Origin of the sequence: Achromobacter sp. PD1, from assembly GCF_048541815.1 — a bacterium.
Taxonomy (GTDB): Bacteria; Pseudomonadota; Gammaproteobacteria; order Burkholderiales; family Burkholderiaceae_B; genus Achromobacter; species Achromobacter bronchisepticus_A.
Window position 1 is genome coordinate 6,947,804 of record NZ_CP183349.1, and the last position, 16,765, is coordinate 6,964,568.

Annotated in this window: 18 protein-coding genes; 8 read left to right on the forward strand and 10 right to left on the reverse strand. The window is 66.8% G+C overall.

Annotation, left to right across the window (positions count from 1 at the left end):
- Positions 1-86 precede the first annotated feature (86 nt).
- From ACM1PE_RS32795 to ACM1PE_RS32820, 6 genes are all read right to left on the reverse strand, one after another.
- Positions 87-1,292, reverse strand: coding sequence for an ABC transporter substrate-binding protein (locus ACM1PE_RS32795; RefSeq protein WP_419342186.1), 1,206 nt, complete (start codon positions 1,290-1,292; stop codon positions 87-89).
- Between the two features lie 57 nt (positions 1,293-1,349).
- The gene (locus tag ACM1PE_RS32800) at positions 1,350-2,069 is read right to left on the reverse strand and encodes an ABC transporter ATP-binding protein (protein WP_419342187.1); all 720 of its coding nucleotides are present in this window, start codon (positions 2,067-2,069) and stop codon (positions 1,350-1,352) included.
- Positions 2,062-2,817: an ABC transporter ATP-binding protein gene (locus tag ACM1PE_RS32805; protein ID WP_082401334.1), complete on the reverse strand. Its 756-nt coding sequence runs from the start codon at positions 2,815-2,817 to the stop codon at positions 2,062-2,064. The genes ACM1PE_RS32800 and ACM1PE_RS32805 overlap by 8 nt, the downstream gene beginning before the upstream one ends.
- Before the next feature lie 88 nt (positions 2,818-2,905).
- Complete coding sequence (locus tag ACM1PE_RS32810; RefSeq protein ID WP_059372975.1) at positions 2,906-3,817, reverse strand: dihydrodipicolinate synthase family protein; 912 nt, start codon at positions 3,815-3,817, stop codon at positions 2,906-2,908.
- Between the two features lie 284 nt (positions 3,818-4,101).
- Positions 4,102-4,989: an alpha/beta hydrolase gene (locus ACM1PE_RS32815; protein ID WP_059372976.1), complete on the reverse strand. Its 888-nt coding sequence runs from the start codon at positions 4,987-4,989 to the stop codon at positions 4,102-4,104.
- Between the two features lie 38 nt (positions 4,990-5,027).
- Entirely contained in the window at positions 5,028-5,915 is an 888-nt protein-coding gene (locus ACM1PE_RS32820) for a LysR family transcriptional regulator (RefSeq protein WP_280015894.1), read from the reverse strand.
- Between the two features lie 97 nt (positions 5,916-6,012).
- Between ACM1PE_RS32820 and ACM1PE_RS32825 the strand changes: the two genes are divergently transcribed.
- Positions 6,013-6,417 (forward strand): CidA/LrgA family protein, encoded by a 405-nt coding sequence (locus tag ACM1PE_RS32825; protein ID WP_419342189.1) that lies wholly within the window; start codon positions 6,013-6,015, stop codon positions 6,415-6,417.
- Complete coding sequence (locus tag ACM1PE_RS32830; RefSeq protein WP_419342190.1) at positions 6,407-7,099, forward strand: LrgB family protein; 693 nt, start codon at positions 6,407-6,409, stop codon at positions 7,097-7,099. The genes ACM1PE_RS32825 and ACM1PE_RS32830 overlap by 11 nt, the downstream gene beginning before the upstream one ends.
- Positions 7,100-7,107: 8 nt before the next feature.
- On the opposite strand, the gene ACM1PE_RS32835 is transcribed toward ACM1PE_RS32830, so the two are convergent.
- Positions 7,108-7,752 carry a LysE family translocator gene (locus tag ACM1PE_RS32835; protein ID WP_059372984.1) on the reverse strand — a complete coding sequence of 215 codons (645 nt, stop codon included), beginning with the start codon at positions 7,750-7,752 and terminating at the stop codon, positions 7,108-7,110.
- Entirely contained in the window at positions 7,749-8,672 is a 924-nt protein-coding gene (locus tag ACM1PE_RS32840) for a DMT family transporter (protein WP_419342192.1), read from the reverse strand. The genes ACM1PE_RS32835 and ACM1PE_RS32840 overlap by 4 nt, the downstream gene beginning before the upstream one ends.
- Positions 8,673-8,866: 194 nt before the next feature.
- Here ACM1PE_RS32840 and ACM1PE_RS32845 point away from each other — a divergent pair, with 194 nt between their 5' ends.
- The 4 genes from ACM1PE_RS32845 to fusA all read left to right on the forward strand — a co-directional run bounded on the left by ACM1PE_RS32845 (position 8,867) and on the right by fusA (position 13,610).
- The gene (locus ACM1PE_RS32845; protein WP_118932596.1) at positions 8,867-10,282 is read left to right on the forward strand and encodes a PLP-dependent aminotransferase family protein; all 1,416 of its coding nucleotides are present in this window, start codon (positions 8,867-8,869) and stop codon (positions 10,280-10,282) included.
- Positions 10,283-10,320: 38 nt separating this feature from the next.
- Complete coding sequence (locus tag ACM1PE_RS32850; protein WP_042796377.1) at positions 10,321-10,665, forward strand: TIGR01244 family sulfur transferase; 345 nt, start codon at positions 10,321-10,323, stop codon at positions 10,663-10,665.
- Positions 10,666-10,763: 98 nt separating this feature from the next.
- On the forward strand, positions 10,764-11,228 hold the full coding sequence (locus tag ACM1PE_RS32855) for a universal stress protein (RefSeq protein ID WP_013391481.1): 465 nt from the start codon (positions 10,764-10,766) through the stop codon (positions 11,226-11,228).
- A gap of 270 nt (positions 11,229-11,498) precedes the next feature.
- On the forward strand, positions 11,499-13,610 hold the full coding sequence (gene fusA, locus ACM1PE_RS32860) for an elongation factor G (protein ID WP_059372992.1): 2,112 nt from the start codon (positions 11,499-11,501) through the stop codon (positions 13,608-13,610).
- A 10-nt stretch (positions 13,611-13,620) separates the two neighbouring features.
- Here fusA and ACM1PE_RS32865 read toward each other — a convergent pair whose 3' ends face one another.
- Complete coding sequence (locus tag ACM1PE_RS32865) at positions 13,621-14,577, reverse strand: DMT family transporter (protein ID WP_280015892.1); 957 nt, start codon at positions 14,575-14,577, stop codon at positions 13,621-13,623.
- Between the two features lie 245 nt (positions 14,578-14,822).
- Here ACM1PE_RS32865 and ACM1PE_RS32870 point away from each other — a divergent pair, with 245 nt between their 5' ends.
- Positions 14,823-15,293: an Lrp/AsnC family transcriptional regulator gene (locus ACM1PE_RS32870; RefSeq protein ID WP_059372995.1), complete on the forward strand. Its 471-nt coding sequence runs from the start codon at positions 14,823-14,825 to the stop codon at positions 15,291-15,293.
- A 28-nt stretch (positions 15,294-15,321) separates the two neighbouring features.
- Here the strand turns inward: ACM1PE_RS32870 and ACM1PE_RS32875 are convergent, their stop codons facing one another.
- Positions 15,322-16,131, reverse strand: coding sequence for an alpha/beta fold hydrolase (locus tag ACM1PE_RS32875; RefSeq protein WP_419342194.1), 810 nt, complete (start codon positions 16,129-16,131; stop codon positions 15,322-15,324).
- 128 nt (positions 16,132-16,259) lie between these two features.
- On the opposite strand from ACM1PE_RS32875, the gene ACM1PE_RS32880 reads away from it, so the two are divergent.
- Positions 16,260-16,757 carry a YbaK/EbsC family protein gene (locus ACM1PE_RS32880; RefSeq protein WP_118932586.1) on the forward strand — a complete coding sequence of 166 codons (498 nt, stop codon included), beginning with the start codon at positions 16,260-16,262 and terminating at the stop codon, positions 16,755-16,757.
- Positions 16,758-16,765 lie beyond the last annotated feature (8 nt).

Here is a 16,765-nt window from a genome sequence, read left to right on the forward strand (position 1 = left end):
TCGCGTCGATTTCCGGGAAGCGCGCGGCGATGCGCCGCGGCCATGGCAGCCGGCGCCGCACGCCATGCGTGCGGCGCGTGGCGGCATCAGGTCTTGTTCAACGAGCACGCGGCCTGGGGCTTGGGGAACACGTCCTCGCCCTTGAGCACCGACTTCACGTTGTAGTAGTCCCAGGGCGCCTTGGATTCCTTGGGCGTCTTGACCTGCAACAGCAGCATGTCGTGCACCAGCGCGCCGTCGGCGCGCAGCTTGCCATTGCGGATCACGGCGTCGTTGATGGTCATCTCGCGCAGTTTGGCCATCACGGCCGGCGCCTCGTCGGTGCCGGCGGCTTCGATCGCCTTCAGATAGGACAGCGTGGCCGAATACACGCCGGCCTGCGAAGCGGTCGGCATCTTTTTGGCTTTCTCGAAGAATTTCTTGGCCCAGGCGCGCGAGGCATCGTCATAGTCCCAATAGAAGGCTTCGGTCAGGTACATGCCCTGCGCCTTGGCCAGGCCCATGCTGTGCACATCCGAGATGTAGGTGAGCAGCGGCGCCACGATCTGCTTCTTGTTGATGCCGAATTCGTTGGCCTGCTTGACTGCGTTGACCGTGTCGTTGCCGGCGTTGGCCAGCGCGATCACGTCGGCCTTGGAGGCCTGCGCCTTCAACAGGAACGAAGAGAAGTCGTTGCCGGGGAAGGGATGGCGCGACACGCCCACCACATTGCCGCCGTTTTCCTGGATGACTTCGGTGCCGTCCTTTTCGAGCGAGTGGCCGAAGGTGTAGTCGGCGGTGATGAAGTACCAGCTCTTCTTGCCTTCCTTGACCAGCGCGCGCGCGGTGCCGGCGGCCAGGGCGTAGGTGTTGGTGGTCCACTGCGCATTCAGCGGCGAGCACTTCTCGCCCAGGATCGCGGTGGACAGGCCGGCCGACGGCATGGTCACGCGGTTCTTCTGCTTGGCGATTTCCATCACCGCCAGCGCGGTGGACGCGGTGGGGAAGTCGGTGATCATGTCGACCTTGCCCTGGTCGAACCATTCGCGGGCCAGGTTGGCGGCGACGTCGGGCTTGTTCTGGTGGTCGGCGGAAACCACTTCCACCGGCTTGCCCAGCACCTTGTTGCCCATTTCCTCGGCGGCCATGCGGGCCGCGATCACGGAGCCGTTGCCGGCCAGGTCGGAATAGACGCCGGACAGGTCGGTCAGGACGCCGATCTTGACCACGTCATCGCTGATCTTGGTCTGGGCCTGGGCGGCGCCGATCATGCCGACGGCGAACAGCGCTGCTGAGATTCGATTCAATTTCATCTGACTACGCTCCGTGTAGGAAGGGGACTGCGGTCGGAAGGAATGCGTCTGGAAAGCTCAAATGCCGAGCAGGGCGTTCAGCCTGTCCTGCGATTGCAGGACTTCGGCGCGGTCTATCGCCGCCACCACCTGGCCGTGCTCGATGACGTAATGGCGGTCGGCCAGGTGCTGGGCGAAGCGAAAGTTCTGCTCGACCAGCACGGTGGTGTAGCCGCGCTCTTTCAATTGCCGGATCACGCGGCCCAGGGACTGCACGATGACGGGGGCCAGGCCTTCGGTGATTTCGTCCAGCAACAACAGGCGGGCGCCGGTGCGCAGGATGCGCGCCATCGCCAGCATCTGCTGTTCGCCGCCCGACAGCCGCGTGCCAGGGCTGTGCGCGCGTTCTTTCAGGTTGGGGAACATCTCGTAGATCTCTGCCACCGACATGCCGTCCGGCCCCACCGAGGGCAGCAGCATGAGGTTTTCCTCGGCGGTCAAGGATGCATAGATGCCGCGCTCTTCAGGGCAATAGCCGATGCCGCGGCGCGCGATCTTGTGGGGCGGCAGGCCGACGGTCTCCTGGCCCTGGATCCTGATCGAGCCGCTGCGCCGGCCCACCAGGCCCAGGATGGACTTCAGCGTGGAGCTGCGGCCCGCGCCATTCCTGCCCAGCAGGGTCACGCATTCGCCCGGCTTCACGTCCAGGTCGATGCCGTGCAGGATGTGCGATTCGCCGTACCAGGCGTGCAGGTTGCGGATTTCCAGCATGCTGGAGGCTGCGGCGGCTTCATTCATCTTCGGCTCCCATGTAGGCTTCGCGCACCGCCGGGTTTTCCGATACGGTCGCGTAGGGGCCTTCGGCCAGGATCTCGCCCCGCTGCAGCACGGTGATGGTGTCGGAGATGTCCGCCACCACTTTCATGTTGTGTTCGACCATAAGGATGGTGCGGCCGGCGCTGACCTGCTTGATCAGGTGCTTGACCCGGTCCACGTCCTCGTGGCCCATGCCTTGCGTGGGTTCGTCCAGCAGCAGCAGCTCGGGTTCGAGCGCCAGCGTGGTGGCTATCTCCAATGTGCGCTTGCGGCCATAGGGCAGGTCGCCCGCGGCCACGTCCAGATGCGTACGCAGGCCGACCTGGTCCAGCAGTTCCTCGACGCGGTGATGCAGGCTTTCCAGCGTGCGTTCCGAACGCCAGAAGCAATAGTCCACGCCCAGCTTGCGCTGCAGGGCCACACGCACGTTCTCGCGCACCGACAGCTGCGGAAAGACGGCAGAGATCTGGAACGAGCGCACGATGCCGCGACGCGCGGTCTGCGCGGGGCGTTCCTGCGTGATGTCCACGCCGTCGTAGAGGATCTCGCCGCGCGTCGGGATGTGAAACTTGGTCAGCAGATTGAAGAAGGTAGTCTTGCCCGCGCCGTTGGGGCCGATGAGCGCGTGGATGGCGCCGCGGCGCACGCTCATGTCGACGTTGTTGACGGCGACGAAGCCGCGGAATTCCTTGCTCAGGCCCCGGGTCTGAAGAATGATGTCGCTTTGCATGATGTCCGTTGGGCTTGCTGGGGACAGGCCCTGGCGCGTCGCGGTCTGCGACGCGCCAGGAGGTTCGTGCTTCTTCCGGAGCCCGGCCTTACTTCGACTGGTACTGCGCGGGGCGCTTGGCCAGCGACGCCTGGATGATGGCGGCGCAGCGTTCGCGTTCGGCGCCGGCCAGCGGCAGGCGCGGGCGGCGCACGTGCTCATTGCCCACGCCGGCCAGGGTCTCGGCCAGCTTGATGTTCTGCACCAGCTTGGTCGACACATCCAGATGCAGGAGCGGCGTGAACCATTGGTACAGCGCCAGCGCTTCCTGCCACTTGCCCGCCTTCATCAGGTCGTACAGGGCCACGGTTTCGCGCGGGAAGGCGGTGACCAGCCCGGCCAGCAGGCCGTCCGCGCCCAGCGCCAGCGCCTCGAACGACAGGTCGTCCACGCCGATGAACAGCTGATAGCGCGTGCCCAGCGCGTTGCGCAGGTCGGTCAGGCGGCGCACGTCGTCGCTGCTTTCCTTGATGGCGACCAGCCATTTGCAGTCGGCCAGCTCGGCCATGTGCTCGGGCTTGAGATCGACGCGGTAGGCGACGGGATTGTTGTAGATCATGCAGGGCTTCTGCGCGGCTTCGGCCATGGTGCGGATGCTCTGCATCGCTTCGCGCGAGTCCGCCACGTAGATCAGCGAGGGCATCAGCATGAAGCCGTCCACGCCCAGTTCCACGGCGGCCTTGATGAAGCGCAGCGCTTCGCGGGTGCTGGTCTCGGACACGTTGGCCAGGACCGGAATGCGGCCGGCGCTGACTTCCACGGCGCAGCGCGTCACTTCCAGCTTTTCTTCAAGGCTCAGGGTGCTGGCTTCGCCCAGCGAACCGCAGGTGACCAGGCCGTGTACGCCGTTGTCGATCAGGAAGCCGAAGTGCTTGCGCATCGCCTCGAAGTCGAGGGTCTCGTCGGCATGGAACTTACTCGTTACGGCAGGGAAGACGCCCTGCCAATGCACGTTACTCAACTGGCTTCTCCTCAAGATGCCGTCGCTTCAATGGCGGAGCGGCGAGCAGGTGCAAAGTCTAATATCTGATAAATATATTTAGAAGATATTTTGATTCGGGGATTTCCCGGGGCGGGTCAACCCGGAGGCGGAGACAAGCCGATGCGCGATTTATGGGGATGAGCGGGAAGCGTGCGCCTTGCGCGCACGGGCAAGGCAGGCGTCGTGCTTGCCGGCGGCCGTAGAGAGGTCGGATGGAGGCGAGGGAAAGAGGCAGCCCAGGCCGGGCTGGCGGACTGCGGAGGCTAGCCGGCCTTGCGCGGATACGCGCGGCTCGCGTCCTGCATGAAGGTCTTCACCGCGGTCTCGTATTGCGCGCCGCTGCGGAAGGCGCCGGAATGCGAGGCGCCTTCGATCTTGACCAGGCGTTTGAGCTCGGGCGCAACGTTGCCTGCGGCGGCGTAGAGCTCGTCGCTCATGGTGTGCGGCACCACGCGGTCGGCGGTGCCGTGCATGAACAGCATGGGGGTGCGCATGCGCGCCAGCTTTTCCACGGAAGCGAATGGTTGCGTGACCAGCAGGCTGGCGCCAGGCACTTTGCCCCAGCGCAGCGTGGCCAGCATCGCGCCGATGCTGGTGAAGCTGGATTCCACGATCAGGCCGGCGAATGCCGGCTGGTCGGGGCGCGCGGCCAGGTCGATGGCGATTGCGCCGCCCAGGCTATGGCCGTAGATGAAGCGGCGCGCCGGATCGGGCTGGATGCGCGCCAGCTCCTTCAGCCCGGCCACGGCGTCTTCCAGCGCGCTTTCCTCGGACGGCAGACGCGGGGTCGACGCGCCGAAGCCGCGGTAGTCGATGGCGAGCACGGAATAGCCCATGCGCGTCCAGCCGTCGATGCGGAAGGCGCTGCCGTTCAGATTCCAGCGTGCGCCATGCAGGTACAGCACGGTGGGCGCGCCGGCTTGAGGGCTTTGCCAGTACCAGGCGCGCACCTTGTCGCCGCCTGCCAGCGTCAGGTCATAAACCTGGGTGCCGGCGGCGGGTTCGCGCCACCAGGTCTGCGGTTCGGACTGGGGGGAGAAAATAGTCTGCCGCTGCCAGGAATCGAGCTGGGTGCAGCCGACCACGCTGGCGCCTGCAAGCAAGGCAACGGCGAACAGGCGGCGGGGAGAAAGGCGGGGTAGGGCTGGCATGGATAGTCTGACCCGGGCGGGGCGGCTGGGTTCCGGCATCAGCATACTTCGGGATGGACTTGCCGGGTCAAGGCCAGCCAGGCCTGGGCGGCATGCGACAGGTAGCCGCCGCGGCGCCACACCTGCACCATCTCCCAGTCCGTGCCGGCATCGCGCAGCGGCACGCGCGCCACGCCGGCGTGCAGCTCTTCGCGGGCCTTCAGGCGCGGCAGGAAGGCCACGCCCAGGCCGGCCGCCACCAGCGCCGCGATGAAATCGATCTGGCCGCTGCGCGCGGCCACGGTGGGGGAGAAGCCGGCGCGCTGGCAGGCGTCGTGGATGATGCGGTTCAGGGCGAAGCCGGTCTCGAACAGAATGAAGGGCGTGTCCCGCAGATCGCTCAATCCGACCGTTGCGGCGTGCGCCTTGGGGTGGTCGGCCGGCATCAGCGCCACCAGCGGCTCGCGCGCCACGGGCTGCCATTCGAAGATGTCGGGCACCGGTTTGAGCGAGGCGGCCAGTTCGATCTCGCCGGCCATCACCATTTCCTCCAGGCGGCGGCTGCCGTGTTCCACCAGGCTGATTTCAATCTGCGGATAGCGGCTGCGAAAGCGCGCAAACATGGGGGCGAACAGGGTGCTGCTGCCCAGCGGCGGCAGGCCCAGGCGCAGCACGCCGCGCTTGAGCCCCTTCAGTTCGTCCAGTTCGGCGTACAGATCATCGCGCTGCGCCAGCATGGCCACGGCGCGGCGGTAGACGATTTCGCCGGCCGCGGTCAGCCGCGGCGGCTGGGCGTGGCGGTCCAGCAACGGCATGCCCAGTTCGTCTTCCAGCTGGCGCACCGCTTTGCTGACGGTGGGCTGGGTGGCAAAGACGGCCCGGGCGGCTTGCGAGAAACCGCCCTGGCGGACCACTTCTACCAGGGCGCGCAGTGGACGCAGTTCCATGTGTATGCCTATCTGGAATAACTTGAATTCATCGAATTCATTTTATCTATGAGCACCGTAGGCGTAAAACATATGCTTGCCGCAGGAACTTCGTCTCATGTCTCGCCCACGCCTCGCCCTTCTTCTACGCAGCACGCTGCGCCGCAGCCGCGTGCTGCAAATCTGTCTGCTGGTCGTCTTCTCCTTGCTGGGTCAGGCGTTGGCCCAGTTGCTGGGTCTGCCCGTGCCGGGCGGCGTCATCGGCATGGCGCTGGTGCTGGCGCTGCTGGCCACGCGCCGCCTGCGGGTGCGCAACGTGCATCGCGGCGCCAGCTGGCTGCTGGGCGAGATGCTGCTGTTCTTCGTGCCCGCCGTCATGTCGCTGCTGGACCACCGCGAATTCCTGGGCGTGCTGGGCTTGAAGTTGCTGGCCGTCATCCTCCTGGGCACGGTTCTGGTGATGGCCGGCACGGCGTTGACCATCGATCTCTGCTATCGCTGGATGAATCGCCATGCCAGCTGATTTCAACTTGCTGTTCTGGCCCGCCGCGACGGTGCTGGCCTATGTCTGCGCGCGCCTGTTCTACCGGCGCTATGCCTACTGGTGCACGTCGACCCTGGTGGTGGCGCCCGCGCTGCTGCTGGCGCTGGCGCTTGCGCTGCACACCGGCTACCGGGACTACATGGCGGGGTCGCACTGGCTGATGGCGATGTTGGGCCCGGTCATCGTGGCCTTCGCGCTGCCCTTGTATGAACAGCGCGCGCTGATCCGCCGTTACTGGCCGGTGCTGGTGGCGGGCGTGGCGGTGGGCAGCCTGATCGCAGGCGCCAGCGCCTGGATGCTGGGCAGCCTGCTGGGCCTGTCGCCGGACCTGCGCCTGAGCCTGCTGCCGCGTTCGGTGGCCACGCCGTTCGCGGTGGCCGTGTCGTCGCACGTGGGCGGCGTGCCGGACCTGACGGCCGTCTTCGTGATCCTCACGGGCGTGTTCGGCGCGGCCCTGGGTCAGTTGATGCGGCGCTGGCTGCCGCTGCGTTCGGCGCTGGCGCGCGGCGCGCTGTTCGGGATGGGCGCGCACGGCGCCGGAACGGCCAAGGCCCGCGAACTGGCGGCCGATGAAGGCGCCGTCGCGGGCCTGGTGATGGTGATGGCGGGGCTGTTCAATGTGCTGGTCACGCCCGCCGTGGTTGTGGGGTTGCTGGCCTGAGCGCCGCGTCAGTGCAGCATTTCCAGCGCTACCGGATACAGCGACGCCACCAGCAGCAGCGCCATGCCCACATTGAAGGCGCGGATCGCCCAGGGCTTGTGCAGCACGCGGCGTAGCGCCGTGCCGAAGGTCACCCAGATGCCGATGCTGGGCAGGTTGACGATGCCGCAGACGACGGTGGCGATCACCAGATTGGCGAAGAAGCCATTCTGCGGCGTGTAGGTGGCGATCACGCCCACGGCCATGACCCAGGCCTTGGGGTTGACCCACTGAAAGGCGGCGGCCTGCAGGAAGGTGAACGGCTTTCCGCGCGCCTCGCCGTCGTCCATTTCGCCCGAATTCGCGATCTTCCACGCCAGGTACAGCAGATAGGCCGCGCCCGCGTACTTCAGCACGGTGTAAAGCTGCGGCACCTGCTGGAACACCGAGCCCAGCCCGATTCCCACCAGGAAAATCATGAAGGTGAAGCCCAGGTTCACCCCCAGCAGATGCGGCACGCTGCGGCGGAAGCCGAAGTTCAGGCCGGACGAGGCCAGCATCACGTTGTTGGGTCCGGGGGTAATGGAACTGACCAGGGCGAACATGGCCAGCGGGCCCAGCAGGGACAGGGACATCAGGGGCACGTCGGCCCAGTTGGAGGGGAGCAGATTCATTCTTTGGTCCTGACGATGGCGCGGCGTCCGCCGGCGATAACGGCGATCACGGCAGCCGCGAAGACGTACGTCGCCGGCTCCACGGATTCGCCAAACAGCAATGCGGCCGCCACCACCGTCAGGAACGGTTGCAGCAACTGCACCTGGCCGACCCGGGCGATGCCGCCCACGGCCAGGCCGCGATACCAGGCAAAAAAGCCCAGGAACATCGAACCCAGCGCCAGATAGGCGCTGGCGTAGATCACCGGGGCGCTGGGCCAACTGGCCTGCTGCGCCGCCATCCAGCCGACCGGCGCGGCCACCACGGGCGCGCTGATCACCAGCGCCCAGCAGATGGTGCGCCCGCCGCCCAGCGTGCGGGAAGCGCGCGCGCCCTCGGCATAGCCCATGCCGCCCAGGACCACGGCCAGCAACAGCCACAGATAGCCCGGCTGCAGGGCGCCTTCGCCCTGGCGCAGGGCATAGGCCGTCACCAGCGCGGCGCCCAGCACGGCCCAGGCCCAGAAGGCGGGCGAGGGGCGCTCGCCGCTGCGCAGCGCGGCAAAGGCCGCGGTCGACAGGGGCAGCAGCCCGTTGAAGACGGCGCCCTGCGACGCGGGCACGGTCTGCATGGCAAGCGAGGATGCCAGCGGCCAGCCCACCACGATGCCCAGCGCGGCCAGGATGACGCCTGGCCATTCCTCGCGGTTTGGGCGGCGCGCGCGCGTCAGCCAGAGCACGGCGATGGCCGGCACCGCCGCCAGCAGCGCCCGGCCCAGTCCCACGAGCAGCGGCGCCAGCTCGCCGACGGCCAGGCGGGTCATGGGCAGCGTCAGGGAAAAGACCAGCACCCCCAGAAAACCATAGCCGTACCCCTCCCACAGCCCCATGGGCGCGCCAGGCGCAGCCTGGGAGGTCGGATAGAAAGCGGGACGGGTCATCACAGCCACCAAGGTTGGGGAGCGCCGCGGGCATCACGCCCATCCGCTATTGCGGGTTTTCGGCATTGCTGTCACTCTACGCATAGTTATCGGTACAGTACCGGTACACTTTTGCATATCACTTTACTTACTGGCCTGGTGAAATCCCCATGACAGTTGCCGCCGCCGCGACCTCCCCCATGCCCTGGCAACCCGTGCGCCAGGCCGACGCCACCTTGGTGACACAGCTGGCCGATGGGCTGGCGCGCCGCATCGATGAACAGGGCCTGCGGCCCGGCACCCGGCTGCCGTCGATCCGCAAGATGGCCGAACAGTCGGGCGTCAGCCGTTTCACCGTGGTCGAGGCCTACGACCGCCTGGTGGCCCGCGGCCTGGTGCAGTCGCGGCGGGGCGCGGGGTTCTTCGTGCGGGCGCGCAGCGGCCACCTGGCCGCCGTGGCCAGCGCGGCGCCCGCGGCGTTCACGCCGCCTGCCCGGATCGATGTCGCCTGGCTGTTGCGCAGCATGTTCCGCGACACCAACCCTTCAGGCATGCCGGGCGGCGCGGGGCTGCTGCCGGCGGACTGGCTCGACCCCGAGATGGTGGCGGGCGCGGTGCGCGCCGTGGGCCGTTCGGTGCGCGGCCATCTGGTCAGCTATGGCCACCCGCAGGGCTTCGCGCCGCTGCGCCAGCAGATCGCCGCCTTCCTGCAGAACGATGGCGTGCCTGCGCATCCGGAACTCAACCTGCTGACGACCAACGGCGTCACGCACGGCCTGGACCTGATCGCGCGGCACCTGGTCAAACCGGGCGACACCGTGCTGGTCGAAGACCCGGCCTGGTTCGTCATCTTCGGCCGATTGGCCGCCTTCGGCGCGCGCCTGATCGGCGTGCCGCGCGGCCCCGACGGCCCCGATACGGCGCTGCTCGAACAGCTGGCTGCCCAACACAAGCCCAAGCTCTTCATCATCAACAGTTCCGTGCACAACCCCACCGGCCACACGTTGTCGGCCGGCGCCGCCTACGACATCCTGCGCATCGCCGAACGCCACGATTTTCTCGTGGTCGAGGACGACACCTACGGCGAACTGCATCCGGGCGGCGCCATGAAGCTGGCCGCGCTGGACCGCCTGAAACGGGTGATCCTGGTGGGCGGTTATTCCAAGATGCTGGCGGCCAGCCTGCGCGTGGGCTATCTGGCGGCGAATCCCGACATCCTGCAGAAGCTCGCCGACCTGAAGATGCTGGCCGGCCTGACCTCGCCCGAACTCGGCGAGCGGGTGATCCACCGGGTGCTGATGGAAGGGCAGTACCGCCGCCACATCGAGCGCGTGCGCCTGCGGGTGGACGACGCCCGCCAGCGCTGCCTGAAAGGGTTGCTGAAACTGGGGTTGACGGTGCACCACGAGCCGCACGCCGGCATGTTCGTCTGGGCCGATTACGGCCGCGATACCGAGGCGCTGGCGCGCGTGGCGGCCGACCACGGCATGCTGCTGGCTCCGGGCACGCTGTTTTCCCCGTCCCAGGCGCCGTCCACGATGCTGCGCTTTTCGGTCACGATCGCCGATCATCGCGGCGTCTGGACCGATCTGGAAAAAATCTTCGCGCAAAACGCCTCCAGCAATCAATAATAGAAAGCTGTCTCTTTGAAGCCATTGAAGGAACCGCCATGTCCGCACCCATCAAACCCCTGACCCAGAATTTCGCCGTCGCGCCCCAGCTCGGCCCGGACGACATGGCGGACGTCGCCGCCGCCGGCTACAAGAGCGTGATCATCAACCGTCCCGATTTTGAAGGGGGCCCGGACCAGCCCACCGCCGCGGACGTGTCCAAGGCCGCCCTGGCCGCCGGCCTGCAGATCGAATACCAGCCCGTGGTGGGCAGCGCCATGACCGCCGCCGACGTGGTGCGTTTCGCCGAGCTGCTGCGCACGCTGCCGGGCCCGGTCCTGGCGTACTGCCGCACCGGCACCCGTTGCACCAATCTGTTCGCCGCCGCCCAGCAGCTGGGCTGATCGGGCTTGACGCGCGTCAAGGCGCGCCGGGTTCGGTTGATGTGAACCTGGCGCGTTTCCGGTAGCATGGAGGTACCTCACAAACAGGAGCAGGCAAGATGTTCAAGAAGATCCTGATTCCCACCGACGGTTCTCCGCTCTCGGCCCAAGCCGCCAATGCCGGCATTTGCTTTGCGCGTTCCGTGGGCGCTGAAGTCGTCGCGCTCTACGTGACCCAGCCTTTCGCAGCCACGATCGGCTTTGACGGCATGGCTGCCGCCTACGCCATCACCGACGAAGACTACGAAAAGGCCTCCGCCGAGCAGGCCGACAAGTACCTCAAGCAGATCACCGACCGCGCCGACACCGCCGGCGTGAAGTCCGAGTCGCGCGCCGTGTCGAACTTCAACGTTGCCGACGGCATCGTGCAAGCCGCCGCCGACGCCGGCTGCGACCTGATCTTCATCGGCAGCCACGGCCGCAGCGGCCTGTCGCGCCTGCTGCTGGGCAGCGTCACCGCCAAGGTTCTGTCGCTGGCCAGCACCGCCGTGCTGGTGTACCGCGTCAAGGAAGAAAAGAAGTAGCCTGCACGGTACGCCGCTGCGGGCAGCCCCTGAGGCTCGCCCCAGGCTGGTGCATGGCAAACGAGCCCCTCCTGTTGGAGGGGCTTTTTTTTATCCTTGGCCCTTGCAGGGACTAGGCTTGTTTCTTGTCGCGCCGCGCGTAATATTTACGCATCAGTGCGGGCGCGGTTCCGCGATTCTCAAGCACCCTACGCGGCATGGCGCCCGCCGCGGCAAGGCCCGGTCGGGCTTGCCGTCTTCGCCCGGTAGTTCACTGCAAGGGAAGAGGCCATGACTCGCAAGACGCGTATCGAGCTTTACCGCAATATCGGCATCAGCGCCCACATCGACGCGGGCAAGACGACGACCACCGAGCGCATCCTCTTCTATACCGGCATCACCCACAAGATCGGCGAGGTGCATGACGGCGCCGCCGTGATGGACTGGATGGAGCAGGAACAGGAACGCGGCATCACCATCACGTCGGCCGCCACCACCGCCTTCTGGAAGGGCATGGCGGGCAACTATCCCGAACACCGCATCAACATCATCGATACGCCGGGCCACGTCGACTTCACCATCGAGGTCGAGCGTTCCATGCGCGTGCTGGATGGCGCGGTCATGGTCTACGACGCCGTGGGCGGCGTGCAGCCGCAATCCGAAACCGTCTGGCGCCAGGCCAACAAGTACAAGGTGCCGCGGCTGGCCTTCGTCAACAAGATGGACCGGGTCGGCGCCGACTTCCTGCGCGTGCAGCGCCAGATCGCCGAACGCCTGAAGGGCGACGCCGTGCCCATCCAGCTGCCGGTGGGCGCCGAGGACCATTTCGAAGGCGTGATCGACCTGGTCAAGATGAAGGCCATCATCTGGGATGAGGCCAGCCAGGGCGTGCGCTTCGAGTACCGCGACATTCCCGCCTCGATGCAGGCCCAGGCCCAGGAATGGCACGACAAGATGGTGGAGAAGGCCGCCGAGGCCAACGAAACCCTGTTGGAAAAATACCTGTCGGGCGAACCCTTGACCGAGGATGAAATCAAGCAGGGCCTGCGCATGCGCACGGTCGCCAACGAGATCGTGCCGATGCTCTGTGGCAGCGCGTTCAAGAACAAGGGCGTGCAGGCCATGCTGGACGCGGTCATCGACTATATGCCTTCACCCGTTGACGTGCCCGCGATCAAGGGCCACGACGTGCGCGATCATGAAATCGAACGGCATCCCACCGACAACGAGCCGTTTTCGGCCTTGGCCTTCAAGATCATGACCGACCCCTTTGTCGGCCAACTGGTGTTCTTCCGCGTTTATTCGGGCGTGGTGAAATCGGGCGACTCGGTCTTCAATCCCATCAAGGAAAAGAAGGAAAGGCTGGGCCGCATCCTGCAGATGCACGCCAACGAGCGGCGCGAGATCACCGAGGTCTACGCGGGCGACATCGCGGCGGCCGTGGGCATCAAGGACGTCACCACTGGCGACACGCTGACCGATCCCGCCCACATCATCATCCTGGAACGCATGGTGTTTCCGGAGCCCGTGATTTCCCAGGCCGTGGAGCCCAAGACCAAGGCCGACCAGGAAAAAATGGGCATCGCGCTGGGCCGCCTGGCGCAAGAGGATCCGTCGTTCCGCGTGCGTACGGATGAAGAGTCCGGCCAGACCATCATTTCCGGCATGGGCGAGCTGCACCTGGAAATCCTGGTCGACCGCATGAAGCGCGAGTTCGGCGTCGAGGCCACGGTGGGCAAGCCCCAGGTCGCGTACCGCGAAACCATACGCAAGACCTGCAACGAGGTCGAAGGCAAGTTCGTCAAGCAATCGGGCGGGCGCGGCCAGTACGGCCATGTGGTGCTCAAGCTGGAACCGCAGGAGCCCGGCAAGGGCTATGAATTCGTCGATGCCATCAAGGGCGGCGTGGTGCCGCGCGAGTTCATTCCGGCCGTCGACAAGGGCATACGCGAAGCCCTCAATGCCGGAGTGCTGGCGGGCTATCCGGTGGTGGATGTGAAGGCGACGCTGTTCTTCGGCTCGTACCACGACGTGGACTCGAACGAGAACGCCTTCAAGATGGCGGGCTCGATGGCCTTCAAGGAAGGCATGCGCCGCGCCGATCCGGTGCTGCTGGAACCCATGATGCAGGTCGAGGTGGAAACGCCCGAGGACTTCACCGGCAACGTCATGGGCGACTTGTCCTCGCGGCGCGGCATGGTGCAGGGCATGGAGGACATCGCGGGCGGCGGCGGCAAGCTGGTGCGCGCCGAAGTGCCGCTGGCCGAGATGTTCGGGTACTCCACCTCGCTGCGCTCGCTGACCCAGGGGCGTGCGACCTACAGCATGGAGTTCAAGCACTATGCCGAGGCGCCGCGCCAGGTGGCGCAGGAAGTGATGGCGGCTCAGGGCACCGGCCGTTGAGCCGTCCGCTTCAGGCCGGGGCGGCGGCCGTGGCCGCCGCCGCGCGCATGCGCGACGAGGCCAGCTTCACGCCCAGCAGGATCATCACGAAGCCGTAGGCATGGAACAGCTGCGGGGCTTCGCCCAGCAGCGGCCAGGCCAGCAGCGCGGCATAGACCGGCACCAGGAACATCGACAGCCCCGCGGTGGCCGGCCCGGCCTGGCTGATCAGGCGGCCGTACACGTAGTACGCGCCCAGGCTGGGCACCACCGCCAGGAACAGCAGCACCGCGGCCAGTCGCGGATCGCCCCAGGGCGGCGTGGCGCCGGCCGCGGCCTCGATCGCGGCAAAGGGCGCCAGGGCCAGCACGCCGCCCAGCATCATGGCGGCCAGCCGGGCGCTGTCCGGCACCGCGGGCAGACTCAGCCGCTTCTGCAACACGGTGTAGAAGGCCCAGCCAGTGGCGGCCAGCAGCACCCAGAGATCCCCTTGGCCGAAATCCAGGCGGGCCAGCGTCTGCGCGTCACCGCGCGCCAGCACCACCAGTACGCCGCCCAAGGCCAGCGCCAGGCCCGCGCCGCGCAGGGCGGACAGCGGCTTGCGCCAGATGATGGCTTCCAGCAGCGCCACCAGGATGGGGCTGCACGAAAAGATCAGGGCGATGTTGGTCGCGCTGGTGTTTTGGGCGCCGATGTATTGCGGCGCCACGGCCACGCCCATGCCCAGCACCGCCAGCGGCGCCAGCGACGGCAGGGCGCGCCACAAGGTCTTGCGATGCGCGCGCAGGGCGGGCGCGGCCAGCGGCAGCAGGATCAGCAGGGCGATCAGCCAGCGGCCGAAGGCCAGGAAAACGGGGGGGAGGTTGGCATCATGGGCCCAGCGGGCCGCCACCATGTTGGAGGCGAAGAGCGCCGGAGCGGCCAAAAGCATGGCGGTGCCGGAAAGGCCCAGACCGGTTCTTGCGGGTGCTGCTGCTGCGAGAGACATGGTTTCCTGCCGTGCGGATCGGCGCGCGGCGTGCTGCGTTGATACTGCCGGCGTCTGCGCCGGGTTGTGCCGCAGCGTGGACGCCGAAATCGGACGGGCGGGATAGGTGACCGTCTTGCAGGAGAGTCTACGGGCAGGAGGGCAAAATAGGTTTCCTGATTCACGCCGTATTTGCTGATTCAGGAAAATATCTGTCTTGTAGAATTGGTTTTTCCAGGGAAAATATCTTTTCTATCGGCCTTCCCATGTCCACATCGCCCAAAATCGACGAAACCGACCGCAAGATCCTGCGCGCGCTGCGTGCGGACGGGCGCCTCACCAACCTGAAACTGGCCGAGCAGGTGGGCCTGTCGCCCACGCCTTGCTGGAACCGGGTCAAGGCGCTGGAGGAGGCGGGCGTGATCGAGGGCTACGCCGCCCTCTTGAACCAGAAGGCGCTGGGCTTGCCGGACACCGTCATGATCGAGGTGACGCTGGAACACCACGATGACGACACGCTGGCGCGCTTCGGCGAAGAGATCACGCGGCTGCCGGAAGTGGTCGAGGCCTTTCTCGTGACTGGCGAGTATGACTATCTGATCAAGGTGGCGGTGGCGGGAACCGAAGGCTACGAGGAGTTCCTGCGCAAGCGGCTCTACAAGCTGCGCGGCGTGCGGCACAGCCGTTCCACCTTCGTGTTGCGGCGTCTGAAGCACACGCCTTCGGTCGAGCCCTGAGGCGTGCCACGGCCGGGCAGCGCCAGCGTCAGCCGTTGATGAATGCCTCGATCGCGCCGTTGAAGGCGCGCGGATTGCCCAGGTTCATGCCGTGCGACGATCCGGTGATCGTCACGCGCTGCGCTTGCGGCAGCCATTGCGACAGGGCATCCAAAACGGCCGGATAGGGCGCGGGGCTGAGCGCGCCGCCAATCAGCAGGGTCGGCAGCTTCAGCGTGCCGATCTGCCCGGGCGTCAGCGCTTCGGGCTTTTCCTCGGCCTGCCCGAACAGCGTGCCGACGTTGTCGCGCACCATTTCCTTGAACCACGGCACCATGCGTTGCCAGGTGTCGGGTCCGGTGACGGTATCCACGAACAGCGCCAGGCCATCTTCGATCTCGCCGTCGCGGATGAGCGCCAGCGCGCGCTGGCGAAAGCCCCCGCGCAGGTCGTCGTCGCCGGGCAGCGGCAGGCCCGGATCGGCCAGGGTCAGGCTGCGCAGCGCGGCAGGCTGCTGCAATGCGGCCTCCAGCGCCACGCGGCCGCCGCGGGAGTGGCCCACCAGATGGGCCGGTTCGCCTGCCACCGTATCGATGAACTCCAGCACGTCGCTGGCATGCTGTTCGACCGAAAAACCCTCGCCTTCGCCGTCCCAGGTTTCGGGCCAGTAGCGGCGCAGGCAGACCGCCAGCACGCGGAACGACTTGCCCAGCGGCGCCATCTGCGACTTCCAGTAGCGGCAGTCGGACAAGGAGCCGTGCACCAGCACCAGGGGCGCACCGCTGCCGTACTCGGCGTAGGACATGGCGTAGCCGCCGATCAGGGCGGTTTGCAGGGGCAGGACGGGTTCGGAACGCATGGGTGTCGTGTGGGAAAGCCAGGAGCGCATTCTAGCCCGCAGGCGCCGCGCCTCCGCGCTGATAAACTCGTTTCCGATGTCCCGGCGCGCTGGCCGCGCCTATTTCCCAACTCAACGGAGCCGTCCCGATGTCGCCTGAGTCCCTTGCCGCCTTGCCCGAATCCGCCCAGCGCGTCGCGCGCCTGCTGCTGGAACTGGGGCATGACAAGCCCGTGGTCGTCCTGCCGCAAACCGGCAAGACCTCGGCGGAAGCGGCGGCGGGGCTAGGCTGCGAGGTCGCGCAGATCGCCAAGTCCATCATCTTCCGGCGCGCCTCGGATGACGCGCCGGTGCTGGTAATCGCCAGCGGCGCGAACCGAGTGGACGAGGCCAAGGTGGCCTCGCAGGTGGGTCCGCTGGCCAAGGCGGACGCGAAGTTCGTGCGCGACATGACCGGCTATGCGATCGGCGGCGTGTGTCCCATCGGCCATGCGGTCAAGCCGGTGATGCTGTTGGACGCGGATCTCTTCAACTACGACAGCCTGTGGGCTGCCGCGGGGCATCCGCATGCGGTGTTCAACCTGACGCCGCGGCAACTGGCGGACATGACCGGCGCGCCGGTCGTGGACGTGGCGCTGCGCGCCTGACATCGCGC